Genomic DNA, 16,653 nt, shown 5'->3' with positions numbered 1-16,653 from the left:
ATGAACGCACCGGTGCCGCGGCGCTCGCGCCCGCTCTTCCCACCGCGCGGCCGTCGGATCCCGCGCGAGGTTCCCGCACGCCCCCGCACCGCCGGTCTCCGCCCACAGCAGCCCTGTGGCAGGCACCCGCCCTGAACAGCGGCGGCTCCTCCTCGCGGCCCTGCCCGGCCGTCCACACCACCGTGCGCAGCTCGCGACCGTCCGAGAGTCTCAGGTAAACGGTCTTCCGTAAGGGCCCGCGGACCCGGGTCCAACCTCACCGCCACACGAGAAAGCTGGTGGACCGATGACGACCGGAGCCAGCCGTCCCCTCCGGAGGGACCCAGCACGCCTTCCGGTGATCGGCGGGGTTCCCCGCGCCAACCCGAACTTCACCGGGCGCGAGGTCATCCTGGAACAGATTCACGACGCCCTCGGCTCCCGTCCCGGATCCCGCTTCCTGATCGGCGGCGGAAGCGGTGTCGGCAAGAGCCACATCGCCGCGGAGTACGCGCACCGCTACGCCGGGCACTACGACCTCATCTGGTGGATCCCCGCGGCCACCGACATCGACACGCACCGCGCCTACCTGCGCCTGGCGGAGCACATCGGGCTTCCGGTCTCCTACGAACACGTGCCCCGCACCGTCCACACCGTGTGCCGGGCGCTCGCCGAAGACCCCGCGCTGGGCAACTGGCTGCTGGTCTTCGACGACGTCGCAGACGTAGAGACCCTGGCCGCCGACTACTTCCCGGACAGCGGGGGACGCATCCTCGTCACCTCCCGGGACCACCGGTGGCAGCCCCGGAACCCGACCGGCCGCAGGTTCGACGGGCAGGTCGTCCCCCGGCTGACCAACGCCGAGAGCCTGTCCCTGCTGCGCAGGGTGTGCCCCGAGCGGCTGAGCACGCCGGGCCACGGGGAACACCTCGGCGAGCTGCTCGAGCACCTTCCCCTCGTGCTCGGCCAGGTCGGTGCGTTCCTCCGGGAGTCCACCATGCCCACCCACGACTACCTGGAGCTCTTCCAGGAGCGCTACGACGAGATCGTCTGGTACATGGGGGCGGACGACGACCACACCGCCCCGCTCCGGGTGGCCTGGGGTATCCAGTCCGAGCACCTGGCGAAGGGCGCCGACGAGCGCGAGACCGGTCCCATGGTGCTGGAGCTCATCCGGCTCTGCGCCTTCTTCGCACCGAGACCGCTCCCCCGCATCCTGTTCTCCCGAACGCACGGGCCGGATCCGGCCCCGGAACGGCCGCACCCCTTGGGCGACGATGACCGGCTCGGGCGGGTCCTGGAGTACATGAACCGGCACAACCTGGCCTACTTCGACCACGAGCGGGACACCTTCCAGCTGCACGAACTGTTCCAGGCCGTGGTCCGCGACTCGCTCTCGCTGGAGGAGCGGGCGCGCTACCGCAGCATGGCCCACCTGATCCTGGCCCAGAACGACCCGTCGGGGCCCACCGACCCGGCACACCGCACCACGTACCTGCTGTTGTACGCGCACGTGAAGGCGTCGCAGGCCTGGTCCAGCCGGGACCCGCAGGTCCGCGCCACGATTCTCAACGTCATCGACTTCCTCACCGAGGTCGGCAACTACACCAGCGCCACCAGCCTCACCGGCCAAGCGGCCAACGCCTGGACCGACGACCCCAATCTGCTCCTGCACGCCCGGCTGCGGCGCAACAAGATCCGGCGTGTCCACGGGGAGTACGTGAGCGCGCTCGCCGAGGCCCAGGAGATCCACGCCGAGCAAGTGGCCCGGGAGGGGCCCGACAGCGACGACTCCATGGAGTCACTCCGGGCGGTCGCCATCGCGCTGAGCGGCCTGGCCCGGTTCGAGGAGGCCGGCCGGAACTTCCGGCGGATCCTGGAGCACCGCTCCCGGCAGCACACCGAGTCCGGCCCGCAGACCTTGGAGGCCGCGCACGACTACCGGCAGAACCTCCAGGAGCAGGGCCGGTTCGAGGAGGCGCTCGCCCTCGACCTGCACACCCTGGAAGGACGCCGGTCCCTGCTGGGCGCCAACAACGTCCAGACCCTGCGTACCGGCGTGTCCGTCGGCCTGAACCTGATCATGCTGGGCCGGTTGGTGGAAGCGAGGGACCGGATCGAGGAGTGCATGGAGCGCTTCACGGTAGCGGCCGAACCGGACAGCCCGCACGCACTCCAGGCGATGATGATCCTTTCCGTGGTCCACCGCAGGCTCAGCGACACGGGACGGGCCTTGGCGACGTCCGAACGCGCCCGGGAGCTGTACTTGCGCAGGCACCCGCCGACCGTCCGTCAGGTGCTGTACTGCCGGGTCGTCCACATGGTGACCTTGGCGGCGGCGGACCGTGTCGGGGAGGCGGTCCTGGAGGTGGACCGGCTGGCGCGCCCGGTAGATGAGCGCTACCCGGCCGAGCACCCGTTCCCGGCGACAGCCAGACTCAGCATGGGCACCGTCATGCGCGCCGCCGGACGGTACACCGAAGCGCTCAAGCTCGACCAGGAAGGGCTGGAGCGCATGCTGCGGATCTACGGCCCCGGTTCCTTCAGCACCCTGCCCGCCGCGCTGAACGTAGCCACCGACCTGTACAACCTGGACCGCTTCCAGGAGGCGAGCAACCTGGAGTCACTGACGGAGGCGGACTGCCGTCACCGGCTGCCCGCTGACCATCCGCTCTTGCTGACGGCACGCCGGAACCATCTGGTCAGCCGGCGTGCCGTGGGCGAGGACGTGCACGCGGAATGGGCGGAACTGCGCGAGGTGTTTGCCCGGTGCTACGGCACCCGCCACCCCGCGACGGCGTCCATGTCCTCGTTCGCACGACAGGACTGCGACGTGTTCCCGCTAGCGGCCCTGTGAAGAAACGTCAGCGGCTTCCCTTGGAAAGCGCGAGAAAGGTGGTCCACTCACGGTTGTCGAACTTGAGCTGCGCGTCCTCGGGGTGCACTGAGTCCCGGAAAAACGATTCCCCCGACGTCAGGTTGAGCACCTCACAGCACGTCCCGATGTCGTAGGAGTAATGCGACTTCCGCCACCGGCCGAAGAAGGCCTGTGATTCCCCCGTGCGCGCTTCAAGCATGTTGGTGTCCTGATCTTAGTCTGCGTTGACCTGTGGATGTTCCGCCGCGCGGGAGGTGGGCACCACTGATGGCAGCACGGTGCTGAACTGCTGTTGGGAGCCCCTCGCGCGGGGCGCACGTAGGTGCGCGCACACGCGACGCGGTGGGAAACGACATGGGAACGCTAGCGCAGCACACACCCTTCCGCGAGACCCGAATCGGTCAAGGTTCGCGAAATCTTGAATCGTTTCCATTCGGTGACCAAGAAAGACACTGACTGGAAACCGGCGTCGTTTGCGAACAAGTGCCTGTATTCGTGCCCGTTTGGCCGCATTTTCAAAGGTAGGTCCTTTGACTCAGCGTAGTCGAATACCGCGGGAATGGTGGCACCGGGTCCGGGTACGCGAACGGCCCGGGGTGCGCGCCCACCCCGGGCCGTTGGAGGGGAGAACCGCGGTTCTCCGGTGAGGGATCTAGTCCCAGTCCAGGCCGCCACCCGTCTGGTACTCGATCACTCGGGTCTCGAAGAAGTTCTTCTCCTTCTGGAGGTCCATCATCTCCGACATCCACGGGAAGGGGTTCTCCGTCTCACCGAAGATCGGCGCCAGGCCGATCTGCTCGGCACGGCGGTCGGTGATGAAGTGCATGTACTTCTCGCACAGCTCGGCGTTGAGGCCCAGTACACCCCGCGGCATGGTCTCGCGGCCGTAGGCGACCTCGAGCTCACAGGCCTCGGTGAGCATCTGCCGGACCTCGGCCTGGAACTCCTCGGACCACAGGTGCGGGTTCTCGATCTTGATCTGGTTGATCACGTCGATGCCGAAATTCAGGTGGATCGACTCGTCGCGCAGGATGTACTGGTACTGCTCGGCGATCCCGACCATCTTGTTGCGGCGGCCCAGCGAGAGGATCTGCGCGAAACCGGTGTAGAACCACATGCCCTCGAAGATCACGTAGAACGCGACCAGGTCACGCAGGAAAGCCTGGTCGGCCTCGGGCGTGCCGGTGCTGAACTCCGGGTCCTCGAGGTTCTGGGTGTACTTGAGCGCCCAGGCGTCCTTCGCGGTGATCGAGGGGACCTCGCGGTACATGTTGAAGAGCTCGCCCTCGTCCAGGCCGAGACTCTCGCAGATGTACTGGAAGGTGTGCGTGTGCACGGCCTCCTCGAAGGCCTGGCGCAGAAGGTACTGGCGGCACTCCGGGTTGGTGAGCTGCCGGTACACGGCCAGGACGATGTTGTTGGCCACCAACGACTCGGCGGTGGCGAAGAAGCCGAGGTTGCGCTTCAGCATGAGGCGCTCGTCCTCGGTCAGCCCGTCCTTGGACTTCCACAGCGCGATATCGGCCTGCATGGCGACTTCGGTGGGCATCCAGTGGTTGTTGCACCCGGCCAGGTACTTGTCCCACGCCCAGGTGTACTTGAGGGGCAGCAGCTGGTTGACGTCGGCGCGGGCGTTGATCATCGACTTGTCGTCGACGTTGACGCGCTCCGCGTCGCGCTGGATCTCACCAAGGCCTGTGGTGGATGCGGTGTTGTTCTCGGAAACCGCGGTCATGCTCGGTGCTTTCCGTTCTCCGGTCGGACCGGTGTCGTCTGCTGGAAGAGAAGGATCGCCGGGCGGGGACGGCGGCCGCCCCCACCCGGCACGTCCGCCGTTACTGGCAGGCCTCGCACTCGGGGTCCTCGATGCCGCACGCCTGGCCGTCGACGATCTCGAACTCGTCCTCGGGCTCGGCGGGCGCGGCCGCCGGGGCCGGGGCCGGACTCGGGCTGGGGGACGGGCTCGGGCTCGGCGCCGGGCTGGCGGCCGGAGCAGGCGCCGCGGTCGGGGTTGCCGAGACCGCGTTGAGACGGCCGTCCGTGCCCTTCAGCGTGCTCTTCTCGACGTGCGTGGCGCTCTGCGAACGCAGGTAGTAGGTGGTCTTCAGACCGGAGCGCCAGGCGTGGCGGTACAGGGCGTCCAGCTTGCGGCCGCTGGGCGCGCCCATGTACAGGTTCAGGGACTGCGCCTGGTCGATCCACTTCTGGCGGCGCGAGCCCGCGTCCACCAGCCAGGTCGGGTCGACCTCGAACGCGGTCGCGTACAGGGCCTTGAGGTCGTCCGGGACCCGGTCGATGTTGCCCAGGCTGCCGTCGTGCATCTTCAGCTCGGAGACCATGTCGTCGTCCCAGAGACCGCGCTCCTTGAGGTCGCGGACCAGGTAGTCGTTGACCACGGTGAAGTCGCCGGACATGTTCGACTTGACGAACAGGTTCCGGTAGACCGGCTCGATCGACTGGCCGACGCCGGTGATGTTGGCGATGGTCGCCGTCGGCGCGATCGCCATGACGTTGGAGTTGCGCATCCCGCCGGACTTGACGCGCTCGCGCAGGGAGTCCCAGTCCAGGGTCTCGCCGCGGTCCATGACGAGGTCACCACCGCCGCGGGCGTCGGCGAGCAGGTTCAGGGAGTCGATCGGCAGGACGCCCTTGCTCCACAGGGAACCGTCGAAGCTCTCGTACGCGCCGCGCTCGCCGGCCAGCTCCATGGACGCTTCGATGGCGTAGTAGCTGATCAGCTCCATGCTCTCGTCCGCGAAGTTCACCGCGCCCTCGGAACCGAACGGGGTGCGGATCTTGAACAGCGCGTCCTGGAAGCCCATGAGACCCAGGCCGACCGGGCGGTGGCGCATGTTGGCGCGGTACGACTCGGGGATCGTGTAGAAGTTCACGTCGATGACGTTGTCCAGCATGCGCACGGCGGTGCGGACGGTCCGGCGCAGGCGCTCGGCGTCGATGCCGTCCTGGCCCACGTGCTGGGGCAGGTTGACCGAGCCGAGGTTGCAGACCGCGACCTCGTCCTTGTCGGTGTTCAGCGTGATCTCGGTGCACAGGTTGGAGGAGTGCACCACACCGGAGTGCTGCTGCGGCGAGCGCAGGTTCGACGGGTCCTTGAAGGTGATCCACGGGTGGCCGGTCTCGAACAGCATGGTGAGCATGCGGCGCCACAGGTCCACCGCGGGCATCTTCTTGGAGACCTTGATCCGGCCGGCCTCGGCTTCGGCCTCGTACTTCTCGTAGGCCTCGGCGAAGTCCTTGCCGTACTTGTCGTGCAGGTCGGGAACCTCGTCCGGCGAGAACAGGGTCCAGGTGCCCTGCTCCTCCACACGCTTCATGAACAGGTCCGGAACCCAGTTCGCGGTGTTCATGTCGTGGGTGCGGCGGCGCTCGTCACCCGTGTTCTTCCGGAGGTCGAGGAACTCCTCGATGTCGATGTGCCAGGTCTCCAGGTAGGCGCAGACCGCGCCCTTGCGCTTGCCCCCGTTGTGCACTAGACCAGCGGCGGTCATGTACGTCTCGTCGGTCTCGACCTTGAGGTCGAACACCGTGGGCTCGACATCGATCTCGGCAACGTCCCGGACCCGGGTGAAGAGCATCCCCTGGTGTTCGATCCAGTTGCGCTTGGTCAGCGGGCGGCAGCCGACGAGCTCCGCGATGCCCTCCACCGCCGGGACCCGGATGTCGAACGACTTCACCACGCCGGAGAAGGCGATCTCCGTGCCGTCCGAACGCCGACCAGTATGCGACTGCTCGCGCTCCCGGTACTGTCCGGCAGCCGGAACTCCAAGGCGCAGCAACTGGTAGCGAACACCCATTGCCAGCGGGCGAGACGTGGAAGTGAAGTAGATCTCCACTCCGCGGGAGACGCCTCCGTCAGTCTCCAGCAGGCCCCGCAGCAACGCGCGGCTCTGCGCGTGCGGGAGATGGCTGAACCTGCGGGAGATGCGCTTGGCGTGGTCTGCGTCGTAGATGTCCTCCGCGGTGAAGGGGAGGGTCGCTTCTCCCGCACCGGTGATTCGCCCCGACTCGGAATCGCGAACGCCCCCCCTGCCGAAGGCCCAGTGGATCTGGAGGTAGGTCTCGTCCCGACCGCTCTCCCAGTAGTGGATCCCCCGCTCTTCCAGATAGGAACGCACGAAGTCGAGGTGATTGTCGAGCTCCGGGTTGCCGGAGACCCCCCACTGCGAACCGTTCTTGGACAGGTGGCCATCACCCAGCAGGATCCCGTAGAGCCGGGCATCGTCCTCACCGAAGCCTTCTACGGGAACGACTTCCTTGGGGACGACCTGACCGACGTAGTCGCCAGCGGACAACTGCCCCGCGTCAACCCACTCGGCCCGCACCTTGTCGTCGGCAAGCCACTTCAGGGTCCTGCTGTTCGACTGCCCCAGAGGCACACCCTGGATCGCGTAGAAGGGGTGGCCTGAAGTGACCTTGATGTCCTCAACCGAGTGCTTGATGGTCAGTTGAACCATCGGGTCCACCTGGTCGTACATCATGACGTCGGTGACCTCGCGGTAGTTTCCGCTGTGTCCAAGGACCAGGTCGCCGACTCGGATGTCTGAGATGGACTTGCAGCCGTCAGCCGTGTAAACGGGGGTGTCGGGTGCGAAGCACTGGTTGACCGCCACGGCGGTGTCGTTGGCGATCTTCAGGAACGGGACGACCCCCTGGCTCTTGCCGTTGGTGCCCTTGATGTGCGAGCCCAGGCCGCGGACCGGGGTCCAGTCGTTGCCGAGGCCGCCCGAGTACTTGGAGAGCATCGCGTTGTTGCTGATGCCGTGGAAGATGTCCTGGAGGTCGTCGCCGACCGTCGTGAGGAAGCAGGACGACAGCTGCGCGCGCACCGTTCCCGAGTTGAACAGGGTGGGTGTGGAGGCCATGAAGTCGAACGAGCTCAGCAGCTCGTAGAACTCGATCGCGCGGGCCTCGCGGTCGTCCTCGTTGAGCGCCAGGCCCATCGCGACGCGCATGAAGAACGCCTGCGGCAGCTCGTAGCGGACCTCGTCGCTGTGCAGGAAGTAGCGGTCGTACAAGGTCTGGATGCCGAGGAAGGTGAACTGCTCGTCGCGCTCGGCGTGCAGGGCCTTGCCCAGGCGCTCCAGGTCGAACTTGGCCAGCGCCGGGTCCAGCTGCCCGAGGTCGATACCGCGGCCCACGTAGGCGGCCAGGTAGGTCGCGTAGCGGTCGGACATCTCGGTCTGGCCGGCGTTCTCGGGGGCGCCGCTGACGAAGGTCAGGGCCTCGGTGCGGAGCTTGTCCAGCAGCAGGCGGGCGGCCACGTAGGAGTAGTTCGGGTCGACCTCCACGAAGCTCCGGGCGGCCATGACCAGGGCCAGCTCGACCTCGTGGTCGGGGATCCCGGGGTAGAAGCCGCGGCGCGCCTCGGTGAGGACCTTGTTCGCCGAAACACCGGTGAGCCGCGCACAGGCCTCGGTAACGACGTGCTCGATCCGGTCGATGGCGGCGCGGGCGCCACCGCCGTTGTTCGGCTCGCGCCGATCGGATGCGGGCACGGCCTCGACGTCAAGGGTCATACAGCGGCTCCAACCTCAGTAAAGAAGAGTCCCGGCGGGGAACGGGGTCACGAGTGACAAGCGTGCGGGCTCACCGGAGAACCGGCGTACTGGATACGCGCGGTCCGCAGGCGGGTCGCGGCAGCTCGCCCTCGAAGCTCCGTCGTCACGCACGTGGGGGTGCGCGCCGGTGGCAGGTCTTCGGACTCGCGGGCGACCTACTCGCCGTCGCTTCCCAGGACCTCGTAGGGGGTTCCCAGTGCGTGTGACGGCCTTCGTTCCCGCTTACCGCTGCGGGGCAGCCCCGGATTCCCACCGGGTTCCCTCTTGCCTCACCAGGGTCAGGAACCCCGGTGAACCACCAGCGGGACAGATACTACATCTAGGGTCTGTCACCTTGGAACACCGCAAGATGATGGCGTGTCGTAGATTTCTCGGATTCTTCGATGAGTGCCGAACATACGCGCGGAGCGTGGTATGGGCACCGCGCAGGCACCCGAATCCGGTGCACGATGGGCCGCGTTCAAACGCTTCCGGAGGGGGTCGGACACAGCCTAGAACGTCGGCGGGGCGGACACGTCCGTGGTGACCCGAGAGAGGCACCACAAGAAGGCCTGGAACCGTTCGGAGGGGGCCCGAGCGGGACGGGCACAGCACGCCTGGGACCCGGCGCACGCGGCCGCCTGAGAGGGACCGAGACACACACCACGCGGCCGAGCGCGGAAGGTTCCGTCGCGCCCCCGGGATCCGAATCTCCGCGAACGCGTCGGAAAGCTCACTCCTCGTCGAGCAGGAGGTCCAGGTCGTCCTCGACCAGTCCCATGTCGGTCCTGATCCGGAACCGGATCCTCAGGAGCTCCACGAAGAGATCGCGCGCGTAGGCGGGCTGGGACCCGCCCGTGAAACGGCGGGCACCGGCGGTCGCCCAGCGTTCGGCACCCTCGAGGTCGTCGTGTGCGTAGAGCACCTCCGCGACGTGGATGTGGGTGGGGAGCTCGACGTGCTCCCCGGCCTCCAACCGCTTGAGGTGCTCGTGGGCCTGTTCGCGCTCGTCCAGCTGGAGCAGGGCTCCCGCGCTCAGGGCGTGCGCGTCGACCACTGTGGGGCCGCCGTCGTCGATGGCCCGCTGGTAGGCGGCACAGGCTCGCTCGAACTCCTGTGCGATCTCCCACTGTTCGCCCGAACGCACGAACAGCTCCGCACGGGTGACCTCGCTGCCGGCGTCCACCCGGTTCGCCAGATCCAGTAGCTGGGCGGCGATCCGACCGTGTTCACCGGATCGGACAGCGTGGAACTCCAGTCGGTCGAGTTCCGCCGTCGTCACGCGGGTCAACCGCATCGCCCCCATCCCCTATTCGCAATCCCACGCACCGATCAGGGCCTGGCACGCTCCAACGCCTGCCAGAACCCCTGGCGCAACCCGTCACGGACCTCGTCGCGCAACAGGTGGTCGATCGGGAGTGAGGACCCCTGGAGCAGGCGTGCCTCCAGATCCGAAGGCATCCGCGGCCTGCGGGCGAGGACCGCCTCCACCCACAGGACGGGCGCCTCACGTGCGATCGATTCCGCGAAGTCGTTCCCTTCCTTGCGCGCGACGTGCACCGCATCATCAACGGTATGCGCGGCGGGGCCGGTCTGCTGGGCATATCCAGGACTAGGGCTGGATTCCTGGTAGGTACCGGCACCGAACCGGCGGTGGTACTCGGGACCAGTAGGTCGCCCTCCCCCGTGCGGGGGCGAGGCGGCACCGCTGTACGCGGTGTCAGTTTCCGTACTGGTCCCATAGGTAGGGTTTGCGTCTGCCCCACCTCCGAAACCGGGTTCCTCGCCTGGTCCGGGCCCGAACCTCGGGTCCTGCTGGGGAGGCGGAGCATCCCTCCTCGGCGGCACCTGCTGGTGGTCGGCGAAGGAGTTCTGCGGCCCGGTCCCGCTGCCGAACGCCGCCTGCGGCCCCGTTCCAGTGAAGGACTGCTGGGGCCCGGTTCCGTTGAAGGACTGCTGGGGTCCGGTCATCGGGGGCCCCTGGCCGGGCGCCGGTCTGCCAGGGAGTCCGTAGACCCCCGGCTCCGCGCCGCGCATGGGCTGGTGCCCTCCGGTACCCGGTGGTCCGTAACCGCCTTGGCCGCCCTGGACCGGGTGCCCGGCCTGGGGCGGATGGCCGGTCTGGCCCGGATGACCGCCTTGGGGCGGATGGCTTCCCTGAGGCGGCGGACCGCCTTGAGGGGGGTGGCCGTTCTGGGCCGGATGCCCTCCGGTGGCACCGGGATAGGCCCCGGTACCGTTCACCCCGGGCGGGACCTGTCCGCCCGAGGGGAAGCCGTTGGCGTCGATCGCGCCCGGCGGCGTGTTCTCCGCCCCCGGCCCGGCCAGGTGGTCGACACCCCGCTGTTCCGCTATTGAGCGGCGCATCGCACGCAGCTGCTCCATGGCACTGCCCTGGGGTACCGACTGGCCTCCGGTGCCCGTGAACATCGCTTCGAGCCCGCCGGTGGAGGTGTTGACCGGCTCGACGCGACCGGTGTTCGCGGCTGCGGGCTGGCTCGGCGGCTCCTGCGCGGGCCGGGCGCGGCCGTTCGCGAAGGGCGTGGTGGTCTTGGCGGCGTTCTCCTGGGTGGAACCACCGTTGGAGAGGAGGTTGACGTGGGGGCGGAGGTGCCCGGCGCCGATCTCGATGAGGTCGTCGCACTCCCTGCGCAGTGCGCGGGAGATGGTCCAGTTGCCTTCCACGGAGATGTGCACGACGGTCACGCGCACACCCATGTCCTGGACGTCCGCGACCACGGACGCCATGTCCTCATCGCCGCTGACCAGGACCGCGTCGCACAGGACACCGGTGCGGGCGAGGGTGGCGAGGTCGCGCTGGACGTAGCTCTCCACTCCCTCCCTGCGGCCGGGCCGTATGCGGGCGGCCCGGAACTTGATCCCGGGGATGTCCGCGATGCCGTCCTGCTCCTGCGCCCGCCGGTCGTCGGCGACCGCCTCGTACCAGTAGCAGCGCAGGAGCGGCAGCCCCGTCCGGTCTCGCGCGACCTCGTTGAGGAACTGGACGAGACCGGAGTAATCCCAGGCGACGGAGTCCCGGTTACGGGTTCCGTGCACGGCCATCGCGCCGTCGGCGAGAAGGTATCCCGCGTCGACGAACAACGCGCAGCGGTCCACGTGTCACCGCCCCCTTCCCTTCGATCTCTGGGGCCATTTCCATGGCCGGGGCACAGCCTAGCCAAGTCTGTCTCGTTTTGTGCGCGACAGTTAAATACCCCTAGTTACGGTCCGAATACGCAAAGCACGTTTCCTGGGTGGCTCGCGGTGTTCCGGTCATCTCGGGGTCACGGAAACCCCGCGCGATCGTCAACATCAGGTGCGCATCGGGGCCGTCAGCGCGACGGCCCCGACCAACAGGGCGTCCTGCCCGGACGGGATTCGGATTTCCGATTCACGTCCAAGTACTGCGTCGAATCGGACCACGTCGGTCCCGAAGGTCATCGGATCACCGACCACTCCGCGCGCGGAACTCACGAAGGCGTTGTCGATGCTGCCGTACCCCTCCGTCGGCGCGACCGGTGTCCCGTCCACCGTCACCCGGTCGCCGCCGAGATCGGCATCGCCCTCCCAAACCACGGCGTCGAACCGGGTCGGCACCGATTCCGGCAACAGGCCGGACACAGGGAACCGTGCACCCTCCGGGTCCTGGAAGACGGCGGTGCTCTGGTCCAGGACCATCGCCTGCTGGTACCCGTCCACCGCCGGATCCTCCAGCACCACCACCATGCTCCAGCCGGCGTGGACCCCCCGGCCCTCCATAGCCGGGATGTCACCGACCCACCACTCGCCGCCGCCCCCTTCGCGCACCAGCTCGGTGACGTCGGCGAACGCCTGGTAGGCCTGATAGCCGGGCAGGTCGACCACCCCGGTGTCGGCGGCGGCGACCGTCGTGTAGGCGGCCATGCCCGGACCCTTGATCCGAGCGGTCGGCGCCTCCGGACTGCCCGCCGCGGAGAAGTACAGGCCGGCCCAGCGCACCGAACCACCGGCGGGGAGTTCCCAGGTGGCGGAGCTGGAGGAGGTCGTCGTGGGGTCCCAATCGCGGTCGAGGGGCGCCATCACCCAGTTGTCGTTGTCGATCTGGTCACCGACCCGCTCGCGTGCGTCCGCGCAGGGCCCCGGCTTCTCCTCGGACTCCTCGTCACCTTCCCCCTCCTCCTCGGGATCCTCGGTGTACCCCTCGTCGGTCGGGTCGGGGAAGGGTGCTCCGGGCGCGTCGGAGCCGGGCGCCGGCTCCGAGTCGGCCCCCTCCCCGCCGGACCCGTCGCCGTCGGGTTCTTCGGGAACATCGTTGTCGGATTCGTCCTCGGACCCGCCGAGAACACCATCGTCCCCGAGGACATCACCGATCCCGTCCGTCACATCCGTGCCGGAATCGGCCTGCTCTGACGGGGATCTGCGCAGGTCGGCGTCGCCCTCCCCTTCCGGAGGCGCGCTGGGAGCGCCCTCCGGCGCGGGCGCGCTCTCCGGGCTTCCCGGGGCATCCGGGGCATCCGGGGCCTCCGGGTTCTCGCCCAAGGGGGCCTCGTCCCCGGGGGTCTCCGAGTCGCGCGGCCACCCCCACCACGGCCAGGGCCAGCCGCCCTCCGGCTTCTCCGGCTCAGTGCAGGTCATCAGGGAGTTGCCCACGGACTCCGTGCGCACCGGCCCCGCCGTCGCGTAGCGGGCGGCGGTCCCTTCCGGGTTCACCCCGCGCTCACCGGTGGCGCTGAAGCTCACCTCTCCGGAGGAGACCACCACGCTGGCAGGCACGTCCACGTCGGCGCCGGGCGCCACCCGGACGTCGAAGAACTGGGTGCTGCTCTCCCCCTCGTCCATCGCGGAACGGTGGCATGCGCCGCCGCCGCTCCCGGCCGAGCAGCCCCAGTCGCCTTGGCCGTCCACCATCGGCACAGCGTTGCCCGCGCCTCCGGAGGAGACCATCTCCACGCCGGGCGGCAGGCTGATCTCCGCGACCACGTCCTCGACCGTGGCCGCACCCGTGTTGAGCACGTCCAGCACCATGATCCCGTCGCCACCCGGGACCAGCGATCCGACCGGGTCGATACCGGCCGCGAACTCGGGTTCGGGCTCCTCTGGCTCCTCAGGTTCGTCGGGCTCCTCGGGGGCGTCGGGGGCCTCGGGCTCTTCCGGCTCTTCGGGAGCTTCGGGCGCTTCCGGTTCTTCCGGTGCGGGCGGTTCCGGGTCTGGAACCTCGGCGGCGGGGATGTCCGCGGGCGGTGCCGGCACCGGTTCCGGGGCGTCCGGTGACTCGGGTTCCGGCGGGTCGTCCTCGGGCGGGTCGTCCTCCGGCGGGGCGGGCGGCGGGTCGCCCGGGGGGTCATCGGCGGGCGCATCGACCGGCGGCGCGGCAGCGGGCGGCGGGTCCGGGATCGGCTCCTGACCGCCGACCAGGGCGAGCGCGACCGCGACGGCAACACCGGCGGCCGCCGCCGACCCGGCCGTGGCCTGCTGCTGGCGCCGGGACATCCGGTTCCACCAAGCACCGCTGGCGGCACCGCCCTGGGCCGCAGCGGCGTATCCCGTGGCGCCGAAGCCGACGACCAGCGGAAGGACGATCCCGCGCAGCCCGACATTGACGTCCATCAGTTCCGCGTACACCTCGCGGCAGTCCGCGCAGTCGTCCATGTGCCGGTCGACCTTGGTGGTGTCGCGCTTGGAGAGGCCGCCGCGCACGTAGGCGCCGAGCAGGCCGAGCGTGGGGCGGCAGTTGGGTGCCGCTCCCCCACCGGCCAGATGCATCTGGAGGTAGGCCTGGCGCAGTCCCTCCCTTGCCCGGTAGGCAAGCGCGGCCACACCGTTGGCGTTCATCCCGAGGATGGTCGCCGCCTCGGCGGGTTTGGCCCCCTCGATCTCCGTGTGCCACAGCACCGACTGCCAGCGTTCCGGCAGGGAGAGGAAGGCGCGGGCGATCAGCGAGCGCTCGAGTCCCTCCAAGGCGGGGTCGACGAAGGGCTCGCCGGAGTCGAAGCTCTCCATGTCGTCCGTGACGACATTGCGCTTCTCCCCTCTGCCCCGGTCGTAGGCCGCGTTCCTGACCGCGGTGAGGAGGTACGGACGGAACGCGTCATTGGGACCGCCTCCGCGCTGGATGACGCTGAGCACCTTGGTGAACGCCTCAGCAACCGCGTCCTCGACCTCGGCCTCGCCCCGCAAGAGCTGTCGGGCCAGCCCCCGGGCAGCCATGGCGTGGCGTTCGTAGAGGGTCCCGTAGGCGGCGTTGTCGCCCGCCTTCACCCGTTCGATGATCTCCGCGTCACCGGTGAGCGTCTCCGTGTGATCGCCTTCGGCGTCCGCCACCCGGCTCCCTTTCCTTCATCATCCGTCGCCCCGCCACAAGCCGGAACCAGGGGGCGAGGGGCATGAGCTGGATGTCCGAAAACACGTACTCGAAAAAATATCCCGTATTCGCGTCATAGCCGCCACCGATCTCCGTGATTAGGGGTGAGGGCGAAGGGAGGCGGGCCCACCGCGGGGGCGCGGGCCCACCTCCGTTCACCTGGCACAACGACGACCGGGAGCAAGGCCATGGGCGAAAGCGATGTGGGGACCGGAACACGGGACCGTTCGGTTCACCGTGCCCGGGAACTCCGTGCGCCGTGGGGGCGCCGGAGCAGGGAGGAGGGTTGGGATCCCGCCGAGGACTGGTGGACACCCTCGGTGGACGCCGTCTGTGAGACACAGGCGGCCGGGGGCGACCTGGAGGCCGCCTGTGCCCGGCTCGGTGAGGCGCGCGCCCGATCAGGGGTAGAGATCGGCCGGGCGCTCAACGACCTCGACGCCTTCGCGCGGGTCGTGGGCTGGGAGCAGCTTCCGCTGGCGCTCGCCCGGTCCCTGGCCGAGGGGTGGGCCCAGGGCGGCCGGAGCCGCACCACCTGCCAGGACCCGCTCACCGGGCTGGCCAGCGAGTCCTACCTGCGTACGCGGGTCGGCGAGCTGTACCGGGGCGCGAACGAGACGGTGCCCGCCGCGTTCGGGTACCGGCTGGTCGTAGTGACGTTGGACCCCTCGCTCGACCCCTGGCGGAGGACCGCCCGGCTGATCGTGCTCGGACACGAGCTGCGCAGGTTCTTCACCCAAGGCGAATCACTGTGCCTGGCGAGCCGGGGCCGGATCGCTGTGCTCGCCGAAGACGGTCCCGGTCTGGGCGTCGGCCTCGAGGAGCTGCGCTCCACGACCGGTTGGGAATACGGGGCCGCCGTGTGGTCGATCCGGATGCCCGGAACCCACCGGGAGGCGGCGGCTCTCTTGGACGGCCTGGGGAGGGTCCGGCGGCACGAGTGACCCGATGAAGACCCACTGACGCCGTTCCGGACCGCGCGGACCTCCTTGAGGGGGGAGGCCCCGGTCCGGGCGGCAGTCCGACGAGGCCCTCGGGCCCTCTGGCCCCCAGGAGAGGGCGGCCCCGGGACCGTCGGACGAACAGGCGCCGCACAGCGGCGGCGCCCGGAGGCGCGCTCGCACAGGGGAGGCGGGCGCGCCTTCCGTCATGACAGGGGACGACGGGCTGACCCGATGTCTCGGACAGCCCGCTAGCGCAGCGGGGGCGGGGGATTCTGCCCGGGCGGGGTCGCGTAGGAGGGCGCAGGAATCTGGTACGGGCCGACCTGTGCCTGCTGAGGCGGGCCCTGCTGGCCGGGCTGGTGGGGCCCGGGCGGCGGGACGTCCTCCGGTGGCGCTCCCGCATAGCGCTGCCCCTGGGGCGGCGGTGCGGCGAAACCGTTGGGGTCGGGGTGCGGGGCCGGGGGCCGGTGGTGTCCCGCGGGAGGAGCGGGGACCGGAGTGGGACTCGAGGGAGGGGCCGGGGGCCGGTGGTGGTGCGCCGGGGGCGGTGCGTGGCGCGCGCCGGGGGCGGGCGGTCCCTGGTCGGCGCTCCCGGGCCGGGCACCGCCCAAGAGGAAGGCCTCGGCGTAGGCGTCGGCCGCGAAGGTACGCGACCGCGGCGCCTCCTGCGGTGGGGGCGGCGTACTGGCCCAGGGCGCCTGGTTGGGCCCGGTGGGCTGGTGGGGCCCGGGCCGCTCGACCGCGTACGGCGTAGCGGGGAGCGTACCGCCGAGGTCCCGAGGCTCAGCGTGACCCCGTACCTCGTGTTCGTCGTGGTTCATGAATGCTTCCCCTTCCGCTCGACGCGCGGCGCGTCCGGGCACAAAGCCTAGGAAAGCACACATAAACATTCACTTGATAACCACCATCACCAGAGCGCCACATAAGCCCTAAAAAGCGCATCGCGATCTGGTG

9 protein-coding genes and 1 riboswitch are annotated in these 16,653 nt (G+C 69.3%); of the genes, 2 read left to right on the top strand and 7 right to left on the bottom strand.

Annotated features, from left to right (window positions below):
* Positions 1-286: 286 nt before the first annotated feature.
* Positions 287-2,836, top strand: a complete 2,550-nt coding sequence (fxsT, locus tag ACYVDG_RS16950; protein WP_460753064.1) for an FxSxx-COOH system tetratricopeptide repeat protein — start codon at positions 287-289, stop codon at positions 2,834-2,836.
* A gap of 7 nt (positions 2,837-2,843) precedes the next feature.
* Here fxsT and ACYVDG_RS16945 read toward each other — a convergent pair whose 3' ends face one another.
* The 6 genes from ACYVDG_RS16945 to ACYVDG_RS16920 form a co-directional block, all read right to left on the bottom strand.
* On the bottom strand, positions 2,844-3,056 hold the full coding sequence (locus ACYVDG_RS16945; RefSeq protein ID WP_460753061.1) for a DUF397 domain-containing protein: 213 nt from the start codon (positions 3,054-3,056) through the stop codon (positions 2,844-2,846).
* A gap of 453 nt (positions 3,057-3,509) precedes the next feature.
* Positions 3,510-4,592, bottom strand: coding sequence for a ribonucleotide-diphosphate reductase subunit beta (locus tag ACYVDG_RS16940; RefSeq protein WP_460753058.1), 1,083 nt, complete (start codon positions 4,590-4,592; stop codon positions 3,510-3,512).
* 100 nt (positions 4,593-4,692) lie between these two features.
* Positions 4,693-8,394 carry a ribonucleoside-diphosphate reductase subunit alpha gene (locus ACYVDG_RS16935; protein ID WP_460753055.1) on the bottom strand — a complete coding sequence of 1,234 codons (3,702 nt, stop codon included), beginning with the start codon at positions 8,392-8,394 and terminating at the stop codon, positions 4,693-4,695.
* 154 nt (positions 8,395-8,548) lie between these two features.
* Positions 8,549-8,751: riboswitch (cobalamin riboswitch) on the bottom strand.
* A gap of 397 nt (positions 8,752-9,148) precedes the next feature.
* The gene (locus ACYVDG_RS16930; protein WP_460753052.1) at positions 9,149-9,721 is read right to left on the bottom strand and encodes a hypothetical protein; all 573 of its coding nucleotides are present in this window, start codon (positions 9,719-9,721) and stop codon (positions 9,149-9,151) included.
* Between the two features lie 26 nt (positions 9,722-9,747).
* Complete coding sequence (locus tag ACYVDG_RS16925) at positions 9,748-11,532, bottom strand: NYN domain-containing protein (protein WP_460753049.1); 1,785 nt, start codon at positions 11,530-11,532, stop codon at positions 9,748-9,750.
* 195 nt (positions 11,533-11,727) lie between these two features.
* Positions 11,728-14,715 (bottom strand): sigma-70 family RNA polymerase sigma factor, encoded by a 2,988-nt coding sequence (locus tag ACYVDG_RS16920; protein ID WP_460753044.1) that lies wholly within the window; start codon positions 14,713-14,715, stop codon positions 11,728-11,730.
* A gap of 228 nt (positions 14,716-14,943) precedes the next feature.
* Between ACYVDG_RS16920 and ACYVDG_RS16915 the strand changes: the two genes are divergently transcribed.
* Positions 14,944-15,699, top strand: coding sequence for a hypothetical protein (locus ACYVDG_RS16915; protein WP_460753041.1), 756 nt, complete (start codon positions 14,944-14,946; stop codon positions 15,697-15,699).
* 248 nt (positions 15,700-15,947) lie between these two features.
* Here ACYVDG_RS16915 and ACYVDG_RS16910 read toward each other — a convergent pair whose 3' ends face one another.
* Positions 15,948-16,520, bottom strand: coding sequence for a hypothetical protein (locus tag ACYVDG_RS16910; RefSeq protein ID WP_460753038.1), 573 nt, complete (start codon positions 16,518-16,520; stop codon positions 15,948-15,950).
* Positions 16,521-16,653: the final 133 nt, after the last annotated feature.

This window comes from Nocardiopsis oceani (assembly GCF_054777395.1).
The sequence above is the reverse complement of the archived record's forward strand: the minus strand, read 5'-3'. Positions and strand labels throughout refer to the sequence as shown.